The organism is Desulfosarcina sp., from assembly GCF_046496365.1.
Lineage (GTDB): Bacteria > Desulfobacterota > Desulfobacteria > Desulfobacterales > Desulfosarcinaceae > Desulfosarcina.
On record NZ_JAWOHB010000187.1, the window covers coordinates 1 to 17,902 of the forward strand.

At 55.2% G+C, this 17,902-nt stretch carries 20 protein-coding genes; 8 read left to right on the forward strand and 12 right to left on the reverse strand.

The annotated features are described in order from the left end of the window. The 3 genes from R6V78_RS18530 to R6V78_RS18540 all read left to right on the forward strand — a co-directional run. Window positions 1-183, forward strand: a 183-nt coding sequence (locus R6V78_RS18530) for a hypothetical protein (RefSeq protein ID WP_410290873.1), incomplete at its 5' end; no start/stop codon positions are given. A 45-nt stretch (window positions 184-228) separates the two neighbouring features. After that, a complete protein-coding gene (locus tag R6V78_RS18535) occupies window positions 229-2,184 on the forward strand; it encodes a DUF3604 domain-containing protein (protein WP_410290874.1) in 1,956 nt (651 codons plus the stop codon). 77 nt (window positions 2,185-2,261) lie between these two features. After that, window positions 2,262-2,549, forward strand: a complete 288-nt coding sequence (locus R6V78_RS18540) for a hypothetical protein (protein WP_410290875.1) — start codon at window positions 2,262-2,264, stop codon at window positions 2,547-2,549. A 213-nt stretch (window positions 2,550-2,762) separates the two neighbouring features. On the opposite strand, the gene R6V78_RS18545 is transcribed toward R6V78_RS18540, so the two are convergent. Beyond that, window positions 2,763-2,942 carry a hypothetical protein gene (locus R6V78_RS18545; RefSeq protein ID WP_410290876.1) on the reverse strand — a complete coding sequence of 60 codons (180 nt, stop codon included), beginning with the start codon at window positions 2,940-2,942 and terminating at the stop codon, window positions 2,763-2,765. On the opposite strand from R6V78_RS18545, the gene R6V78_RS18550 reads away from it, so the two are divergent. From R6V78_RS18550 to R6V78_RS18565, 4 genes are all read left to right on the forward strand, one after another. Beyond that, window positions 2,941-3,099, forward strand: a complete 159-nt coding sequence (locus R6V78_RS18550; protein WP_410290877.1) for an ion channel — start codon at window positions 2,941-2,943, stop codon at window positions 3,097-3,099. The genes R6V78_RS18545 and R6V78_RS18550 overlap by 2 nt on opposite strands. Window positions 3,100-3,276: 177 nt before the next feature. Beyond that, window positions 3,277-4,311 (forward strand): glutathione synthase, encoded by a 1,035-nt coding sequence (locus R6V78_RS18555; protein WP_410290878.1) that lies wholly within the window; start codon window positions 3,277-3,279, stop codon window positions 4,309-4,311. A gap of 352 nt (window positions 4,312-4,663) precedes the next feature. Then, a complete protein-coding gene (locus R6V78_RS18560; protein WP_410290879.1) occupies window positions 4,664-5,545 on the forward strand; it encodes a mechanosensitive ion channel family protein in 882 nt (293 codons plus the stop codon). An 11-nt stretch (window positions 5,546-5,556) separates the two neighbouring features. Beyond that, window positions 5,557-5,898 (forward strand): hypothetical protein, encoded by a 342-nt coding sequence (locus R6V78_RS18565; protein ID WP_410290880.1) that lies wholly within the window; start codon window positions 5,557-5,559, stop codon window positions 5,896-5,898. A gap of 49 nt (window positions 5,899-5,947) precedes the next feature. Here R6V78_RS18565 and R6V78_RS18570 read toward each other — a convergent pair whose 3' ends face one another. Beyond that, window positions 5,948-6,679: a tetratricopeptide repeat protein gene (locus R6V78_RS18570; protein WP_410290881.1), complete on the reverse strand. Its 732-nt coding sequence runs from the start codon at window positions 6,677-6,679 to the stop codon at window positions 5,948-5,950. A gap of 434 nt (window positions 6,680-7,113) precedes the next feature. On the opposite strand from R6V78_RS18570, the gene R6V78_RS18575 reads away from it, so the two are divergent. After that, complete coding sequence (locus tag R6V78_RS18575; protein ID WP_410290882.1) at window positions 7,114-7,401, forward strand: hypothetical protein; 288 nt, start codon at window positions 7,114-7,116, stop codon at window positions 7,399-7,401. Window positions 7,402-7,609: 208 nt separating this feature from the next. On the opposite strand, the gene R6V78_RS18580 is transcribed toward R6V78_RS18575, so the two are convergent. From R6V78_RS18580 to R6V78_RS18625, 10 genes are all read right to left on the reverse strand, one after another. Beyond that, window positions 7,610-9,169 carry a class I adenylate-forming enzyme family protein gene (locus tag R6V78_RS18580; protein ID WP_410290883.1) on the reverse strand — a complete coding sequence of 520 codons (1,560 nt, stop codon included), beginning with the start codon at window positions 9,167-9,169 and terminating at the stop codon, window positions 7,610-7,612. Between the two features lie 37 nt (window positions 9,170-9,206). Continuing rightward, window positions 9,207-9,716 carry a response regulator gene (locus tag R6V78_RS18585; protein ID WP_410290884.1) on the reverse strand — a complete coding sequence of 170 codons (510 nt, stop codon included), beginning with the start codon at window positions 9,714-9,716 and terminating at the stop codon, window positions 9,207-9,209. Window positions 9,717-9,718: 2 nt separating this feature from the next. Next, window positions 9,719-11,398 (reverse strand): class I adenylate-forming enzyme family protein, encoded by a 1,680-nt coding sequence (locus R6V78_RS18590; protein WP_410290885.1) that lies wholly within the window; start codon window positions 11,396-11,398, stop codon window positions 9,719-9,721. A 16-nt stretch (window positions 11,399-11,414) separates the two neighbouring features. Next, on the reverse strand, window positions 11,415-12,161 hold the full coding sequence (locus R6V78_RS18595) for an ABC transporter ATP-binding protein (RefSeq protein WP_410290886.1): 747 nt from the start codon (window positions 12,159-12,161) through the stop codon (window positions 11,415-11,417). Beyond that, window positions 12,154-12,942 (reverse strand): ABC transporter ATP-binding protein, encoded by a 789-nt coding sequence (locus tag R6V78_RS18600; protein ID WP_410290887.1) that lies wholly within the window; start codon window positions 12,940-12,942, stop codon window positions 12,154-12,156. Before R6V78_RS18600 ends, R6V78_RS18595 begins: the two co-directional genes overlap by 8 nt. Further along, window positions 12,939-13,958: a branched-chain amino acid ABC transporter permease gene (locus R6V78_RS18605; RefSeq protein ID WP_410290888.1), complete on the reverse strand. Its 1,020-nt coding sequence runs from the start codon at window positions 13,956-13,958 to the stop codon at window positions 12,939-12,941. The genes R6V78_RS18600 and R6V78_RS18605 overlap by 4 nt, the downstream gene beginning before the upstream one ends. Next, entirely contained in the window at window positions 13,955-14,821 is an 867-nt protein-coding gene (locus tag R6V78_RS18610) for a branched-chain amino acid ABC transporter permease (RefSeq protein ID WP_410290889.1), read from the reverse strand. The genes R6V78_RS18605 and R6V78_RS18610 overlap by 4 nt, the downstream gene beginning before the upstream one ends. Next, on the reverse strand, window positions 14,821-16,092 hold the full coding sequence (locus R6V78_RS18615) for an ABC transporter substrate-binding protein (protein ID WP_410290890.1): 1,272 nt from the start codon (window positions 16,090-16,092) through the stop codon (window positions 14,821-14,823). Before R6V78_RS18615 ends, R6V78_RS18610 begins: the two co-directional genes overlap by 1 nt. A gap of 42 nt (window positions 16,093-16,134) precedes the next feature. After that, window positions 16,135-16,302 carry a helix-turn-helix domain-containing protein gene (locus R6V78_RS18620; RefSeq protein WP_410290891.1) on the reverse strand — a complete coding sequence of 56 codons (168 nt, stop codon included), beginning with the start codon at window positions 16,300-16,302 and terminating at the stop codon, window positions 16,135-16,137. Window positions 16,303-16,550: 248 nt separating this feature from the next. Next, entirely contained in the window at window positions 16,551-17,897 is a 1,347-nt protein-coding gene (locus tag R6V78_RS18625) for a sigma-54-dependent transcriptional regulator (RefSeq protein ID WP_410290892.1), read from the reverse strand. Window positions 17,898-17,902: the final 5 nt, after the last annotated feature.

Below are 17,902 nucleotides of genomic sequence, written 5' to 3' on the forward strand. Positions count from 1 at the left end.
CTGCGCGAGGGGCCCGGGACGCTCGGGTTGATCGGAATTATAACCATGCTTTTTGTTCTGGTATCGCTGGCCGCGGCCCTGGTCGTATCCCTGAAAAGGCCATGGGAGCGCATCGCGGTGCGTGTGGCCGGCAGCTGGGTCACAGCCGTGGGATTGTTGATGTTCGGCTGGGCCATCCGATAAAAAGATGATTTCAACTAGTAGGCAGGAAGAAAGGATGGAACGAAGATGATAAAAACAGGATTACGAAGCACTGTCTTGATGCTCATGCTGATGACCTGGCTGCCCCTGACGGGCTTTGCCGCCGAGCAAAGCGATGTCGGTGTAGCCGGCACGGCCGAAGAGGCTCAGATCGAAAAAATCTTTCCCAGCAAATCGCCGTACTCACCGTATGCCGGCCGCAATTATCCGACGCGGCCGTTCTTCGGCGATACCCATCTGCACACCTCGTTTTCAATGGACGCAGGCGCCTTCGGCGCGCGACTCACGCCCCGGGACGCTTACCGCTTCGCGCGGGGAGAGGAAATCGCCTCCAATACCGGACAGCCGGTCAAACTCTCCCGACCGCTCGACTTCCTGGTTGTGGCGGATCACTCGGACGGATTTGGATTTTTTCCCCTTCTGATGAGCGGAAATCCTGAGCTGTTGGCAACGGAGCAAGGCAAGCGATGGTATGACCAGATCAAGAGCGGCCAGGGCGCCACTGCTGCGATGGACATCATCATAAGCTTCAGTAACAATAAATTGCCCAAGGGGTTTCCGCTTCCGGGCACGCGCGCCTATCGTTCGGCCTGGCAAGAGGTCATCAAGGCCGCCGAAGCTTACAATGATCCGGAAAGGTTCACAGCCTTTATCGGGTACGAATGGACCTCAAATACGGCCGGCAACAACCTGCACCGCAATATCATTTTTCGCGGAAACGGGGCGCAGGCAAGCCTCGTCGAACCTTACACCACGCTGCTGCCGCTCGGCAGCGACAATCCTGAGGACCTGTGGAAATGGATGGCTGCCGCGGAAACAAAGACCGGCAGCGAACTGCTTGCCATCGCCCACAACGGTAATTTGAGCAATGGCGCCATGTTTCCGATTATCGAAGCCTTTGGCAAAAAACTCGACCGCAACTACGCAGAGACACGTGCCAAGTGGGAGCCACTGTATGAAACCACCCAGACCAAGGGCACCGGCGAAGCCCATCCTTACCTCTCTCCCAATGACGAGTTCGCCAATTTCGAGCTCTGGGACAAAGGCAACCTGGACGGCAGTGTGGCGAAGCAAAAAGAGATGCTCGAATTCGAATACGCACGCGCGGCGTTTAAAAACGGCCTGGTGCTCGAAGCCAAGCTGGGTATCAACCCCTACAAGTTCGGCCTCATCGGTAGCAGCGATGCGCATACCGGCCTTGCCGCCATGGAAGAAGAAAATTTTTTCGGCAAAACTGCGCCCCAGGAGCCGGGCCCGGAGCGCATGACCAAGGCATTTTTCAAGAACCCCCAGACCGGGGTGACGGTGATGGACTGGGAGGTTGGCGCCTCAGGGTTTGCCGCCGTCTGGGCACAGGAGAACACCCGCGAATCGATTTTCGACGCCATGATGCGCCGGGAGACATACGCCACCACCGGCCCGCGCATGGCGGTACGCTTCTTCGGCGGCTGGGACTACCAGCCGGAGGACGCTAACAACCGCATGCCCGCGGCGATCGGCTATGCCAAGGGTGTCCCCATGGGCGGCGACCTGAGCAATGCACCCGTGGGTAAGGCGCCCACCTTCATTGCCGCCGCGCTCAAGGATGCCATAGGCGCCAACCTTGACCGAATCCAGATTATCAAGGGTTGGGTCGACAAGGAAGGCAAAACACAGGAGCGGATCTACGATGCGGCGGTCTCCGGAAGTCGCAAGATCGAAGCGGACGGACGCTGCAAGACACCGGTCGGCAGCTCGGTGCATGTGGCAAACGCGACGTGGATCAACACGATCGGCGCGCCTGAACTGATCACCGTCTGGAAGGACCCGGACTTCGACCCTTCACTAAGGGCTTTCTACTACGCGCGCGTGATCGAGATCCCCACTCCGCGCTGGACGGCCTACGATGCCAAGCGTTTCGGCACCAAACCCCTTCCGGGCACCGCCATGACGCTTCAGGAGCGGGCCTACACGTCGCCGATCTGGTACACGCCGGAAAAGTGATGTGAAATATAGAAACTGGTGCATACATACCCTGAAACCCAAGCGATCAAGTATGCCTCAATGAAAGGGAGTGCAGTATGACAGTGGGAAAAAACCGGTATAAATCAGGCTTGAATCTCGCAACGCTGTCGAGGTGGTTCTGCTGGTCTGCATGGGTAATGATCGGCGCCCTGCCGGCTTTTGCGGACGAGAGCGAAGAATTGGCCAAAAAACTGGCCAACCCGATTGCCAACCTGATCAGTGTTCCCCTTCAGTACAACTACGACGAGAACTATGGGCCTGATGACAAAGGGTCCATCAGCCGACTGAACATACAACCGGTCATTCCATTTTCTTCACAGCTCACGTTCTTGCTTCCGAAATAGGAGGTGCCATCGAACCAATAGCCACATATTAACCCTTACATTTAAGGATGTTGTTTTCCAGTGTTGACGATTCGAATCTCGGTTGTCTGCAACCTACACAATCCAAGGAGGCTGTTATGAAAACGCCACCAATTTTTGCCGTCGTCTTTTTAAAAACCTTTGCAATAAACAAATAAATTGCTGGGGGTGCTTCCAGGGGAGCTGAAAACGATTTCAGGTGGCTCTGCTGAGATTCCGGTCGCCGCCGAGGCCGTCATCGATGACATTCCGACCAATCTTCTCCGACGCCGACCCGTCATTCGATTGAATGAGTTGCGCGTCGCCGCCCAAAGCCCCCAGATCGGAATCGCCAAGGCCGATCTTTACCCTCATCTCCTTCAGTTTTGTTACCATGACAACGGTCGGATATGGGGACACCACGCCCGTTTCCAACGCGGCCCGATCTCTGGACGTTCTCGAAGCGGTCATGGGCCAACTCTATCTGGCCGTCACCGTTGCCCGGCTCGCTGGTGCCTACATTTCTCAAATGCAACCCAAGCAGGGCGAGTGAAATTCGATGGGGTCATAAAGCGTCACCTTTGCGACGGCTGCGTAAAAATTATATGCTTAGGACTTGCAGATTTATGGGAAATGAGATGTATTCAGCCTGCGCCCCAGCCACGGGGATGAAGGGTAATGCAGGTAGTTAATTTGCGTTCTTATCGAGGCCGGCAAGGATAACCTTTACATGAAGATCGCTTACCTGATGGATCCGCTGGAGAGCATCCAGCCGGAGAACGAGACTACCAGCCACCTGATGTACGAGTGCAACGAGCGGGGCTGCACGGTTTACTTTCTGGAGTCTCACGACGTCTACATCCGCGGCGGCCAGGTGGTGGCCCGCATGCGCAACGTCACCGTGAAGCCGGGCCTGGGCATGGCCGCATACTGGCAGGCCATCATCCGCTGCACCCGGCAGGACCACCTCATCTTCGAGGCGCTTACCGAACTCGATGCCCTGTTTTTGCGCAGCAACCCGCCGCTCAACTACCAGACCATGGAGTTTTTACAGACGGTCAACAAACACGTATTCATCCTCAACAGCACCACCGGTCAGATTCTGGGCAACAGCAAGCTCTATATTCTCAACTTTCCGGAGATCATCCCCGAGACGCATGTGTCCAGGGACCCCTCGCGGCTGCGCAAGATCATCGACGATTTCGGCGGCGCCATGGTGGTCAAGCCCCTGCAGCGGTTCGGCGGCGAGGGGGTGATCAAGGTGAGCACCCGCGACCGGGTGAACCTCAACTCGCTGATCCACTACTACGTGCGGGCCTATGAATCCTACGCCCGGCGCGAGCCCATCATGGTGCAGGAGTACCTGAAGAGCGTCAAGCAGGAAGGCGACATCCGCATTCTGCTGCTCAACGGGGAAATCATCGGTGCCATGCGCCGCAAACCCAGAAAAGGGGATTTTCGCACCAATGTGCATGCTGGCGGGGAGGTTTTCGCCCACCGGGTGACGACGCGTGAGCATTGGATCTGCGAGACCATAAAGGAGAAGCTGATCGCGGACGGGCTTTACTTTGTGGGCATCGACATCATTGCCGGCAAACTGGTGGAGGTCAACTGCGTCAGTCCGGGCGGCATCCCGCGGATCAACCGACTCAACGCTGACTGCCTCGAATCCAAGGTCATCGATTTCATCGAGGGCAAAGTCAGCGCAAACAGGTCTGAGGTCAGGCCGAACAACCTCCACATGCGTCCCGAGCATACCCTTTAACCCGAACGCCTGAATGTAAAAGTGGAAGCTGATGGGGAAGACTGACCGTCCGTCGATTTCAGGGGCAACGTAGAACGCTTCCATCATTGCCATTGACGGCGATGACCAGCCACCGGACGGCAATGACGGGGTCGTCGATTATACCAGTGCGCATGTCGACTACGTGGAGTCGGAATTTTTCGTTCGCAGCGGCCACTCCTGATAGGGACACCCGCTGGTTATTGAGGAAGTCCGGCGAATTCTTCTGGAGCACCTGAACCGCCTATCCCGTCTGAACAAAAACAGAACCGGTGCAATAAAATAAGCCATTGATTCTTTGCGGTTGCATTTAACTCAAAGGAGATTCCCATCGATGAACAGTGAAATGAACCGATTGCAGCGTCTTGGTGAAACGATGACCCTGCACGGCACGGAAATGGCGCTGGCTCTGGTTATTCTGATCGTCGGGCTGTTGGCTGCCCGATGGATCGACAAGGGCCTGCGGTCTGGACTGCGAAGACTGATGCCCACAGCCGCTTTTATCAATCTGTTTTGCAGCGTTTTTTATATCCTGATGATCGCCATGGTGATCATTGCCGCGGCGGTGGAACTTGGGGCCAAACCGAGCAACCTCATGAGATTGTTCACCATCATCACCCTGGTGGTGGTCGGCCTGATTATTTTTTTGCGGCCCTTCATTCCCTCCATGCCCTTTAAAGTTGGCAACACCGTCAAGGCTGCCGACCTGCTGGGAAAAGTCGAAGCGATGACATTTTTGAACACACGGCTGAGGACCTTCGACGGCAAAACTTTTTTCGTACCCAACCGCAAAATTCTCGACGACATCGTCATCAATTACCACTTCACCCAGACGCGCCGCATCAAAATCGACGTGGGTATCCGTTATGATCAGGATCTGCTCAAGGCCAAGCGGGTTCTCGAGGCCGTGATGACCGAGGATCCCCGCGTGAGAACCAAGCCGGGCCCCATGGTCTATGTCCTCAACCTGGCCAGCAGCTGCGTGGAGTTGGGGGGGCGCTGCTGGGTGGACAACAAGGATTTCTGGGTCGCCCGCTGCGACCTGCTGGAAAAGACCAAGCTGCGCTTTGACAGTGAGGGCATCCGGTTCGCCTTCCCGCAGCTGGATCTTCACATCGGTCAGGATAGCACGCCGGTCGCCGGAACAGGCAGGTCGAGCGTGGATAACCCAGATCACTTGAACAAGACCGTCTTTACCGGTGAAGAAAGGCGCTGAAAGGTGAATCGATGAAGATTGCCGAGGGACTGAAAATGATCGAAAACGGGTGGATTCGAAAACCAAAGGGGTTTCGAGTCAAATTTGACAAACTGACCGCAGCCGGATTCGAGGTGGGCTATTCACCGCCATTGTCGGATGCACCGCTGACTTCGGACGTCACTGCCTGGCGATATGCCTGGAAATTGGGGCAGGCAACGCGAACAGGGGCACAGGGCAACAATCCCGGCGTACTTTATAACATTGTCGTGGTTGATGATCTTGACCGTCCGGTCCGATTTTACGGGACGGGTGAACTGGAACTGTATAATCCAAAACCAATTGATGGCGGCAATGGCCATAAGGCCGAGTGAGATTTCAGTGAGGTTTAACCATACCAAGGAGAGCATGTTCTCCTTGACCTTATTCCACCCGTGTCTGATGATTGCGTTTCTGCAAATTTTTCCACATTGCAGATGATTTTCTCTCAGCCTCGGAAATCTGTTCCGGAGACATCAGGGCTTTTAAATTTTCAACTGCAGCCGTTGCCTGTTCCTGGACTGCTTGATTGCCTTTGGCTTGGCTCTGCCGCACGGCGATCTTATACCACAGGTAGGCCTTCTTGTGGTCTACAGGAACGCCCAGGCCCTCGGCATACATCTCGGCCAAGCGATATTGCGCCTCGCTGAATCCTTTCTCGGCAGAGACCTGATACCATCTCAAGGCCAACTTGTAATTTGGCTCACCGACGTCGCCATTCCGATACATATTTGCCACAGAATATTCGGCCTTCAATATGCCTTGCGCCGCAGATTTAAGATACCATTTTAACGCCTCAACATAATTTTGATTGACGCCGACTCCATAGTAATACATTTCTCCCAGCTTAAACTGTGCAAACCAATTTCCCTGTTCGGCTGCTTTAAAGAACCAGCTGAGCGCCACTTTATAATCCTGCAACACAGATCCTTCACCCGTCAAATACATATAGCCCAGTGTGGCTTGCGCTTCATCATTGCCTGATTCTGCATCCAGTCTGTATTGCTTTAGGGCCAAACTTTCTTCTGAGCTGTCACCGATATTGACCCACGCCATTAAAATCAACCCGATGCCAATCAAAATACCAAATTGAGATAAATCGAATTTCAATTTCATGTGGATCTACCAGCCAAATGTCGGTTTTCAACAAATCTTCGACTGCGCACATAAATAGGGATGACAGCGCGATTGGGTCAAAAGTTAGGATGCATTTCCCTTTGAATATTATCTGCCCAAGATACGCACAAACAAAGAAAAATTTTCCACAATCGGTAATCGTTTACCTACACCATTGTTCCATAACCGCTAGCACTCACAAGCAATATGCCTGGATTTGTTTGAAATTAATATATATAACCCTCCCTTCTTGGCAGGCATGGTATTTGCTGAACCATCCATATATCAAAGACCGTCATCGGATGAACCTGCCATGATGATAGATCGCGAAGGCTGAATATGGAGATGCGTTTGGCTGATGAGACTGTGACCCCTGTTATTGAGAATTCAAAGGTTGAAATGACAAATTTTTATCGCTGTCAAAGGTGACACTGTTGGTTGATGTTACACCCTATATTATTGTGGATAACAAGATAATTGCTCCGATTGGATGGTCAACCGGGTCAATTTCTGAAATCGAAAAACAAAAAGAGAGTCAAGCGCAGGACTTCGGTATTGTCGACCGGGTCACCATTTCAAAAGAGGCAAGGGATAAATCCAGTTTGTACCAAGCCCAAGCCGAGGATAACTCACCGATTACTGAACGGCTGCCAAATAAGCCGGCGGTTCCAACCCGAACGCTTTTGACCTATTCACGAATCGATTCGGTGCAGCAGGGATAATTGCTCTTTGTATGTGTAGGACGTCAGAATCTATGAACCGGCTTTAAGGAGAATTTTTCACACCGGATTAACAGACCTGCCGGGATGGTCGAATTAAATAATCCGAATCATGGGCATTTTTTATTTTCCAAAAAAGGACGGAGGAGTTAGCGGCTCCATCCGCCCTGAAAACACCGGGGTCGACCCCTAAACAACTGCTCCGCCGCGATCAGGTCTTTCCAAATCGGGCGCGCAGTTCATATTTCAGAATCTTTCCACTGGCGCTCATCGGCAGGCCGTCGGTAAAGATCACCTGCTTGGGGACCTTGTAGCCCGCGATCTCCTGCCGGCAGAAATCCCGGACACTTTCCATCTTCAGATCCTTGCCTGGCCGGGGGACAATAATGGCGGCAACGCATTCCCCCCATTTGCTGTCTGGCAAACCGACCACGGCCGCCTGGGCAATGTCGGGATGTTTGTACAGGGCGTTTTCTACCTCGGCGGGGTAGACGTTTTCTCCGCCGGTGATGATCATGTCCTTTTTGCGATCCACCACGTAGATATACCCCTGTTCGTCGACCCGGCACAAATCCAGGGGATAATACCATCCGTTGCGATAGACCTGACTGGTTTCAGCCTCCTTGTGCCAGTATCCCAGGGTGGTTCCCAACCCGCGCACTTTCATTTCTCCGACGACGCCGGGCGCGACCGGGACGTCGTTTTCATCCACGACCACGCTTTCCATGTCGGCAAAGGACCTGCCGCAGGATGCCAGGATCTCCTTTTTCCCGGAGGCCAGTGCCCGGGCGATGTCCTCGGTTTTCAAAATGGTGGTCTGGCCCACCGTCTCGGTCGTACCAAACAGATGGAGGAACACATTGCCGAACCGGTTAACGGCCCGCTCATAAACCACAGGAGTGACCGGGGCGCCGGCAAAGAAAATTTTCTTCAGGCTGCCGGTGTCGTATTGGTCGGCCTCGGGGTAATCCACCAGAAACAGCAGCATGGGCGTTGCCAGCATGCCGGTGGTGATACGGTGTTCCTGGACCAGTTCCAGAAACAATCGCGTATCCCAGTGGGGCATGATCACCGATGTCGTTCCGCTATAGACATCGTTCATGAGGGTGACTTCACCGGTGGCGTGGAATAGCGGCGAGGCGATGACGCCCACGTCGTCGTCATCCATCTTCAGTTCCAGGGTCAGACTGCGGCCGGCGTGGTAAAAATTACGATGGGTGGCCATGCAGCCCTTGGGTGAGCCGGTGGTGCCGGAGGTGTACATCAGCGCCGCCAGATCGTCTTCGGTTACAACCACCGGCGGGTCGCCCCCGGACGCCTCTGCGATGAGGGTTTCATAGTGATGCCACCCGGAGGGTGTCTTTGCACGATCGCCGATGAAAATGTAGTGGTCGACAAATCCCAACTGGCCTGCGATTTCCGCCACGGTTTTCCGGTAGGCCGCGTGAACCATTAAGGCGCGGGGGGTGGCGTCCTTTAAAATGTTGAGGATCTCCGGGGCGGCCAGACGGAAATTGAGCATGACCAGCACGAGTCCCGCGTTGGGGATACTGAAATAGGCTTCGGCATTTTCGATGCTGTTGGGGCCGAGGATGGCCACCCGGTCGCCTTTTCCCAGCCCAAGCGTCAACAGGGCGCCGCTCATGCAGCCGGTGCGCCGGGCCAGCTGGCCAAAGGTAAACCGGCGGTCACCCTGGATCAGGGCCATTTTTTCCGGATTGAGTTCGACATTGCGGCGCATCATGTTGCGGAGCGTACAGATCGTTTTCATGACATCTCCTAAAGCTGGGCGATATAATTTCCGTTTACTATTTAAAAATGACAGGTTTGGGCAGGTATTCTCCGGATTTGACCTGATCCCAGAAGTTTTTTTCATCCTCCATCCACCTGGAACCGAATCGCTGGTTGAACAAGCCGCCCAGCCGCTGAAACATCTTCTTCAGATTGGAACGATGGCCGAGGGTAATTACGTCTTCCAGGAATTCGGGGACGTCTGCCATTTGCTCTTTGGGAATATAGGCCCTGGCGCCCATGGTAATCGAGCGTTTCAGGCTTTCAGCGGAAAAGGCATGGGCCGTGAGCATCACCGTTGGAAACCCCAAATGAACCGCCGCGTTGAGCAGGTCAAAGCCCCTGACGCCCATGATGTCCAGAATGACCGCGTCGTAGGTCCATGAGCGCAGCAGATGGTAGCCGGTTTCGTAGTCTGAGGCCTGGTCCAGAATCAATCCGGGATACCCGTCGAGAAGGTCTTCCAGGGTTTCCAGTACATCGGCCTCATCATCTACGGCCAGTATACGCTTACCGTTTAGAGACAAATTTATGCTCCTTTCGCAGCCGTTGCGGGTTTACTCTTGGTTATCCGTCGAATCTCGTCATCGCGCACTTCGCGGCGAAGCAGTTTCCCGACTTTGGATTTGGGCAGCATGTCCCTGAACTCGATATAGGAGGGGACCTTGTAGGCGGCCAGCCGGTCCCGGCACCAGCGGATCAATTCGGTGCCGCCCACTCCGCGGGCATCTTCCTTGAGCACGACGATCGCCTTGATTCGTTCGCCTACCTTGGGGTCCGGAACCCCCACCACGCAGGCGCCGATCACCGTGGGATGGTCCTGAAGGACCGCCTCAACTTCGGAGGCCGATACGCGAAAGGCTTTGTGTTTGATGATATCGGCCGACCGTTCCATGTAGATCAGCTCACCGCTGGGCAGGGCACTGACGAAATCGCCCATGCGGCACCAGAGCCTGCCATTGATTTTCACATAGGTTTTTTTAGTTTCCGCGGGTTTGTTGTAATAGGACTTGAGCGTATAGGGTGAGGTGACCAGCAGTTCGCCGCTGTTGCCTTCTTCCACCGGCTCCAGGGTGGCGGGATCGACGATCAGGCACTGCCGGCTTTTCAGTGGAAACCCGATGGCCCGTGGACTGGGTTCCACCCCGATCCGGCTGTAGGCCACGTGACCGACTTCGGTGGAGCCATAAACCTGGTAGATAGGCGTTCCGCAGCGCTTCTGCCAACGCTCTTTGACTTCTTCAGGGAGGACATCGCCGCCGCAGTAACAATAGGTCAGGGAACTGAGATCATAACGGTTCTGGCGGTCGTTTTCCAGAATCATGCGATACAGGGCCGGCACCCCCAGCAGCCACCGGACCTTGAACCGTTGAATGGATTCCAAAATGGCGTCCACCTGGGGAAAGGGCATGAGCAGGGTGGTATTGCCCCGGTTGAGCCCGACGGCCATGAACAGGCCCAGGGCCATGATATGAAAGAGCGGGTTGATGGCGATGTAAGCATCTTCCCCCTCCCTGAGATAGGTGCCGGCAATATCTTCGGTGACGTCATTGACGTAAGAGGTCATACCCATATGGTTGCCGGGGACGCCCTTGGGAAATCCGGTGGTTCCCCCCGTATAAAGAATGTAGGCGAGATCGTTCGCCGGATCTATCGTTGCGGCCTCTGTTCTGGGGGCGTGTTTGAGCAGGCGGGTAAAACGATGCACCCGCGGGTCGGCATCCACTCTGCCTGTGGGGATTTTGTCGAAGAGATGGCCCAGTGCGCGTTTCCAGGCCGGAAGCATATCCGTCAGGTTGGTGACGATGACCCGTTTGAGGTCGGTTTCCGCCATCGCCTCCTTGACATAGCAGAAATTGGTGTCCATGCAGACCACGGTTTCCACGCCCGCATCTTTGATCATGTAAACGATTTCGTGGGATGTGTAGATGGGAGCCACCGGCACGACCACGGCGCCGAGCTTTTGAATGCCCAGAAAAGCGATGACCCATTGGACGCAATTGGGGATGTACAGCATCACCCGGTGGCCCTTGTGCACGCCCAGGGAGGAGAGGGCGCCGGCGAAGCGTTCACTCAGATCCTTGAGCCTGCGGTAAGAGACATGTGCGCCCAAATAAACCAGCGCGGACCGATCTGGGTATTTCTCGCTCATCAGGTCGAACCGGCTGAAGGTCAGTTCTTTTTCCAGTGTGTCGGTGCGGGTGTTCATTTACTCTCAGACTCCTTTAAACCCCAAAATAGGCCGAGCGTACGTCCGGGTTGTCCATCAAATCCTCGCGCGTGCCTTCCAATACGGCGGAACCGTTTTCCAGAATAAAGGCGTAGTCAACGATGGGGAAAACCGGGCGGGCATATTGTTCGGTAACGATAATGGAGATCCTTCTTTTGTCCCGGATCTCACGGGTGGTGCGCATGAGCATGGCCTGCATCAGCGGACTGAGCCCCAGCAGCGGCTCGTCCAGGAGCAGAATCTTTGGTTGGGCCATCAGTGCGCGGCCGATGGCCAGCATCTGCTGTTCACCACCGCTTAGGAATCCGCCGATACGATTTTTCAGCCTGGCAAGGGTTGGGAATACGTCGAACACATACGCCAGGGTCTCTTTGGCCTGGGCGGGTGAGGCCAGATAACCGCCGATTTTCAGGTTCTCCAGAACCGTGCTCTCCTTGAATATGCGCCTGCGTTCCGGGCACAATACGATGCCCATTTTAGCCCGCCGGCTGGGGGAAACGGCCATCACCTCCCTTTCCAGGTAGCGGACACTTCCGGCCACGGTGATGCGTTCGCCGCCGGCCATCATCTCTTTCTTCTGCATATCCAATACGATGCCGGAAAGCGCATGCATCAGCGTGGACTTGCCGGCGCTGTTGGCGCCGAATACCCCGACGATCTGATTGTGGTCACAACGAATGTTAACATTGTTCAGAGCCAGATTGTTTTCATAAAAGACCATCAGATCGTTTGCCTCAAGCATGTTTCATCACCTCCTCGACCGCTTCGGATCCAAAGTAGGCTTCCCGGACGCGTTCATCGGCCATGACCTCCCGGGCGCTTCCCTCCACCAGTTTCTCGCCGAAGTTGAGCACCATCACCCGGTTGGCCACCTGAAACAGTTCGCGCAGCCGGTGCTCGATCATGATCAGTGTGATCCCGTCCATCTGCAGCCGTTCGATCAGCGGCACCATGCTGGCGATTTCACTCATGCTGAGTCCTGAGAAAACTTCGTCGCAGATGATCAATTCCGGTTTGAGGGCCAGACACCGGGCCAGTTCCAGGCGTTTAAGGTAGCCGGTGGGCAGCGTGTTCGTGGTCTTATATGGGACATATGAATCCCGCTCAAAACCGATCTCTTCCAGGATGTCGATGCTCACCGTGTTTCGATCACCCAGCTTTCCGCCGCCGCGCCAGCCCCCGGTGCGCCGCGCCCGAGGGGAGCAAAGCGGAATCACCAAGTTCTTATAGGCGGGCAGACTGAAGTAGGGACGCATAATTTGGAAGGTTCGCAGGACCCCCATGTCGGCAATTTTGTGGGGCGGTTTGCCGGTTATAGGCTTGCCGTGAAACAACACCCGACCGGAGGAGGCCTTGACAAATCCGGTGATGCAGTTGACTACGGTCGTCTTACCGGATCCATTGGGGCCGATGATCCCGAGAATTTCTCCTTTGTTTACATTAAAACTGACATTGTTCAGGGCGATGATGCCGCCGAAGGTCTTGGTGACGTTGTCGACTTGCAGAAGGGGCGTGTCAGTCATATGTCCGTCCATCTTTGAAACTGGTGATATTTGCGTTGGCCGTAAATCATCAACCCGTCGCTGCGAAATACGATAAAGCCCAACAGGATCAGGGAATAAAACACGATGCGAAGGGTGCCGAAGTCACGCAGCAGTTCGGATATGGGCACCAGGATCAGGCATCCCAGCACCGGCCCCACCAGTGTTCCACCCCCGCCGATGACGGTGGCGGCGATGGGCAGGATCGAAAAATCCAGGGCAAAGGTGGAGATTCCCGCCCACATGTAGGTGTGCACCAGGCAGGCCCCGGCCAGGCAGCCCACCGAGGATGCGATGAAAACGGCCAGTGCCTTGTAGTGGGTAATATTCATGCCCGAGGCCCTGACCGCCTGATCGTTGTCCTTGACCGCCCGCATCACCAGCCCCAGGTCGGTGTTGACCAATCGGCGCAACCCGAAGAGAATCAACAGCAGTATCACGATGAGCCCGTATTGTTCCAGCCACACATAGGGAACGCTGTCGATGCCCATGATGCCGTCGGTGCCCCCCAGGATGTTCAAGGCTTCGATCACCCGGGCGAGGAAGAGGGGATACATGAGGGTGACGATGGCGAAGTAGACGCCCCTCAAGGGAAGGCAGGGCAAGAGCAGGATGGTGCAGATCACGCCGCCCAGAATGCCGGCTGCCGGGATGGAAACCAGAGGGCTGACCCCCAGCTCGGTGTTCAGCAGCGCGGTGAGATAGCCGCCGACACCCACGAAAAACGCCCCCCCAAGGGAGACCAGCCCCACATAATGGGCCAAAAAATCAAAGCTCAGGGCCAGCAGGGCGTAAATACAGACGATGGAGATAACCCGCAGCCAGTATAAGCCGGGAACCACCAGGGGCAGCAGCAGAAGGCCGCCGATCAGCAATAGCCGGGGGGCAGTCAGGTAGGCCAGCTCCCGCCAGGACATCAAGGCATACAGGCCGTCCGTGCGAACCTTGATACCCCGGTCGATTCTTTCTTGACGGCGCTGTTGGGTTCCGATTTTCAAACGCGTTCCTCCAGTTCTTTCTGCTGGCCGAAAAGACCCGACGGTTTTAGTATCAACGTTAAAATGATGGCCAGAAGCGCCACCATCATCTGGTAATGGGACCCCAGGTAGACCACGGTCAGGATCTGGGCGAATCCGATCAGAAAGGCGGCCAGCACGGCCCCCATCCAGCTGCCGAGTCCGCCGACGATGCACACGGCGATGGCCAGGATCAACACGTTATACCCGGACTCCACCACAATGTTGCCTAGAGGCAGCAGCAGTATGGCGGCAAAGGCCGCCAGCATGGAGCCCATCCCCATGGCCACGACGGCCATCATATCCGAGTCGATGCCCAGCATGAGGGCCGCCCGTTCGTCCTGGGCCATCCCCCTGAGGGCAAGGCCCACGCGGGTGTAATGGGTGAACAGCCAGAGACCGGCCACCAGGGCGGCGCCGAAGACCACCACCAGAATTCGCTGATAGTCCACAGAGATGCCGCCGATGGTCACGCTGCCTTCGATGAAAACCGGCAGGGTGTAGGTCATGCCTCTGAAGCCACCCCAGCGCAGACCTTCGAGGATGGCCAGGGCAATGGCATAGGAGGCGATGATCTCAGAGATCTCCATGCCCCTGACACGAATCAGAAAAAGACGGTAAATGATCGCTCCGATGATACCGGTAACGACAAGGGTGGCCACGACGGCCACCAGGAGATTGGTTTTGAGGGTGTTGATCATGGTCCAGGCAATAAAGCCGCTGAGGACGTACAGGGCGCCATGGGCAAAATTGGGCAGACGGCAGATGCCGTAAACCAGGGCAAACCCCAGGGCATAAAGGGCCAGGGCCACACTGTTGATCGTACCGTAGATAAGGATATCCATTATCTGCCCATCCAGGGCGGCAATTTAATTTCGCCCATGGCGATGCTTTTGGGATAGACCACCACCCGTTTGCCATTCTGCCATTGCAAAATGCTGCCCACGGCACCCTCTTTGGGATCCGTCGACGGGATGACCTGATGGCTTTTGGGGTCAAAGCGCAGTCTGCCGTAAACACCCATGATGTCGGTCTGTTCCAGTGCGGTCACCACCTCGTCGGGTTTCAGGCTGCCTGCCCGTTCGATGGCCTCTTTCAAGGCATAAACCGCCATGTAGCTGCTAGACGTCCCCAGTCCTTCGGGCTCGATCCCCCAGCGTTTGGTATACGCATCGTAGAATTTCATGGTCCAGGGAGTAGCCTCGGAGGGGGCGTTGCCGGCATTGACCACATTGCAGAGCGTATATTCGCCTTTTCCGTCCGTGGCGTCCCAGAACCCGGGCTGTTCGGCGGCGGCGAGGGTGGATCCGAATGGCAGGGCCGGAATCTGCATGTCGTACCACTGTTTCAACAGGATGGCGCTTTCGGGCATATCCATCCATATATTGATGATCTCGGTGTTGGTTTTCTTAGCCTTGAGCAGGCCTATGGAAAAGTCGGTGGCGCCCGTGGGATAGACCTCCAGGCCGGTTACATTCCAGCCTTTGTCGGTGGCCACTTTCTTGATGATTTCAGCCGCCCCGCGGGCATGGGAGACATCCTGGGCCATGATAAACAGGTTGTTGAATCCATACTTGGCCTTCAAATCGCCAAAATTAGCGAAAATTTCACCGACCAGATTCTTGGCTTCGCCGTGAATCCGGAAACAATATTTGAATTTGTCGTAATTCTCGGCCACCATGGCGTGGTATTTGGGTGTCAGCACCCCCGTCGTGAGAATGGACACTTTTTTGTATTTGCTCAGCAGGGGCATGGCTGCCAGGGCCGCCTCGGACCGCACCGGTCCGCCGATAAGGAAATCGGCCTTCTTATCCAGGATTAGTTTCTCCACGGCCAGCAGCGCTTCACTGACCGGCACGCCCGGCTCCAGATCACGGGTATCGATGACCTCGATTTTAAACGGCCGTTTTTTGCCGGCGATATCTACCCCCCCTTGGGCATTGATTTCCTCGATGGCCAGGGTCGCACCCCTTTCGGCATCCCAGCCATAGAGAAAGGCCGTCGAGAGCGGACAGCCGATCACGATCGGCTTTTCCGCCAGCGCGCTGCCACCGGAAAGCCCCAGCAACAATGCGATCATCAGGGTCATCATCAGTTTACCATGGTTTGTTTTCATCCGTTTGTCCCTCCTTTGGTTGTTGCAGCCGGGTTGGTGTGTTCATACAGGTTCATCCGGTTTGTTCAGGCCGTGTTCCCGGATTTTTTTTTTCACTTGTGAAAGGGAGATTTGTAGAAGGCGTGAGGCTTTTTCGAGATTCCAGTCGGTTTTGGTCAGGACCTCTTCAATAAGTTCTTGTTCTTTGTCCCGCAGGGTTTTGATTTCCATCCCGCCGATCCGTTCCATGGAATAATTTTAAAAAGGTGACGAAATAAAAAAAAAGTGAAGATGATTTAGATAGTGAATTATAGGCAGCAATCCATGTGCCAATCTGACAAAAAGACACCTCCCCGATTAACCTGCCGGTAACAAACAGTATTTCTGAAAGTTATGAAAACGGGGGGCGGGCGGTGCGTCGAGCGGAACGGCAAGAAACTTTCAGGGGTGGAAAAAAACTTTCAGGGTGTTCACGATGATCACTCGGAAGGAACGATACCGTATTTCCTGATTTTATTTCGCAGGGTGGGCAGGGAGATGCCCAGAACCCGGGCAGATTCGGACCGATTCCAGTTCAGCCGGTCCAGGGTCATCCGGATATGTTTTTTTTCCATATGCGGCAGGGAGTAAGTTTTCAGCCGGGTGGTGGTGATCGGGTGGTTGGATGAAAGGATGTTTTCAATTTCATCCACCAGGATCACCTTGCCCCTGGCCCTTACCACGGCTTCCACCAGCACGTTTTCCAACTCCCGGACGTTCCCTGGCCAGGTATGGGCGATCAGCCGGTCGATAACGCCCTTTTCCAGACTGAAGATGTCCGTGCCCAGCTCCCAGTTGATTTTCTGCAGAAAATGATTGACAAGGTCCGGGATGTCGGTCCATCGGTCCACCAACAGCGGCACGTGGATCATCACCACTTTGAGACGGAAGAAGAGATCCTGCCGGAACAGACCGCTGTTGACCATTTCGGTCAGATTCCGATTGGTCGCCGCAATAATCCGGCACCTCGATGTGAGCGGGTGTTTGCCGCCCACCCGGTCGTATTCGTTGCGCTGTAAAAAACCGAGGAATTTGCGCTGCATGGTCAGCGGCAGTTCACCGATTTCATCCAGAAACAGCGTGCCGTTGCCGGCCAATTCGATTTTGCCTGCTTTGGATTGAATGGCACCGGTAAAAGCGCCTTTTTCATGTCCGAACAATTCGCTTTCCAGCAGCGTTTCCACCACGGCGGAGCAATCAAAGGTGACAAAGGGTTCCATGGCGAACAAACTGTTGCGGTGAATCACCCGGGCGATCAGTTCTTTGCCTGTTCCGGTTTCTCCTTGAATGAGAACGGGTGCCCGATTCTGGGATAACAGCCCGATGGTTTTGAATATGTTACGCATCTGGTCGCTCTTGCCGATGATGACCTCCGGGTTGGGCGGCTGGGTGATTTCAGCCGCCAGCGGTGTCTCGCGGTCAATTTTAAGGGTGTACAGGGCCCGCTCCACGGCCTGCTCAACCTTGTCCACGTCCAGGGGCTTGTGAATATAGTCGTAGGCCCCCAGTTTCATGGCAGCAATGGTGGTTTCCATGTCTTGAAAGGCGGTGATCATGATGACCTTGGCCGGTTTTTCAAGGGCCTGGATCTGCTCCAGCAGGGCGATGCCGTGGGTGTCCGGGAGCCGTATGTCCAAAATCACCACATCCGGCTCGTGGCGATTGAAAAGGGCCATACCGGTTGCCCCGGTGTCGGCTTTATAGACCTGGTATCCCTTTTCAGCGAAAAACATGTCCAGGCTTTCCAGGATAGCGTGTTTGTCGTCGATGATCAGAATTTTGTCCATGCGAA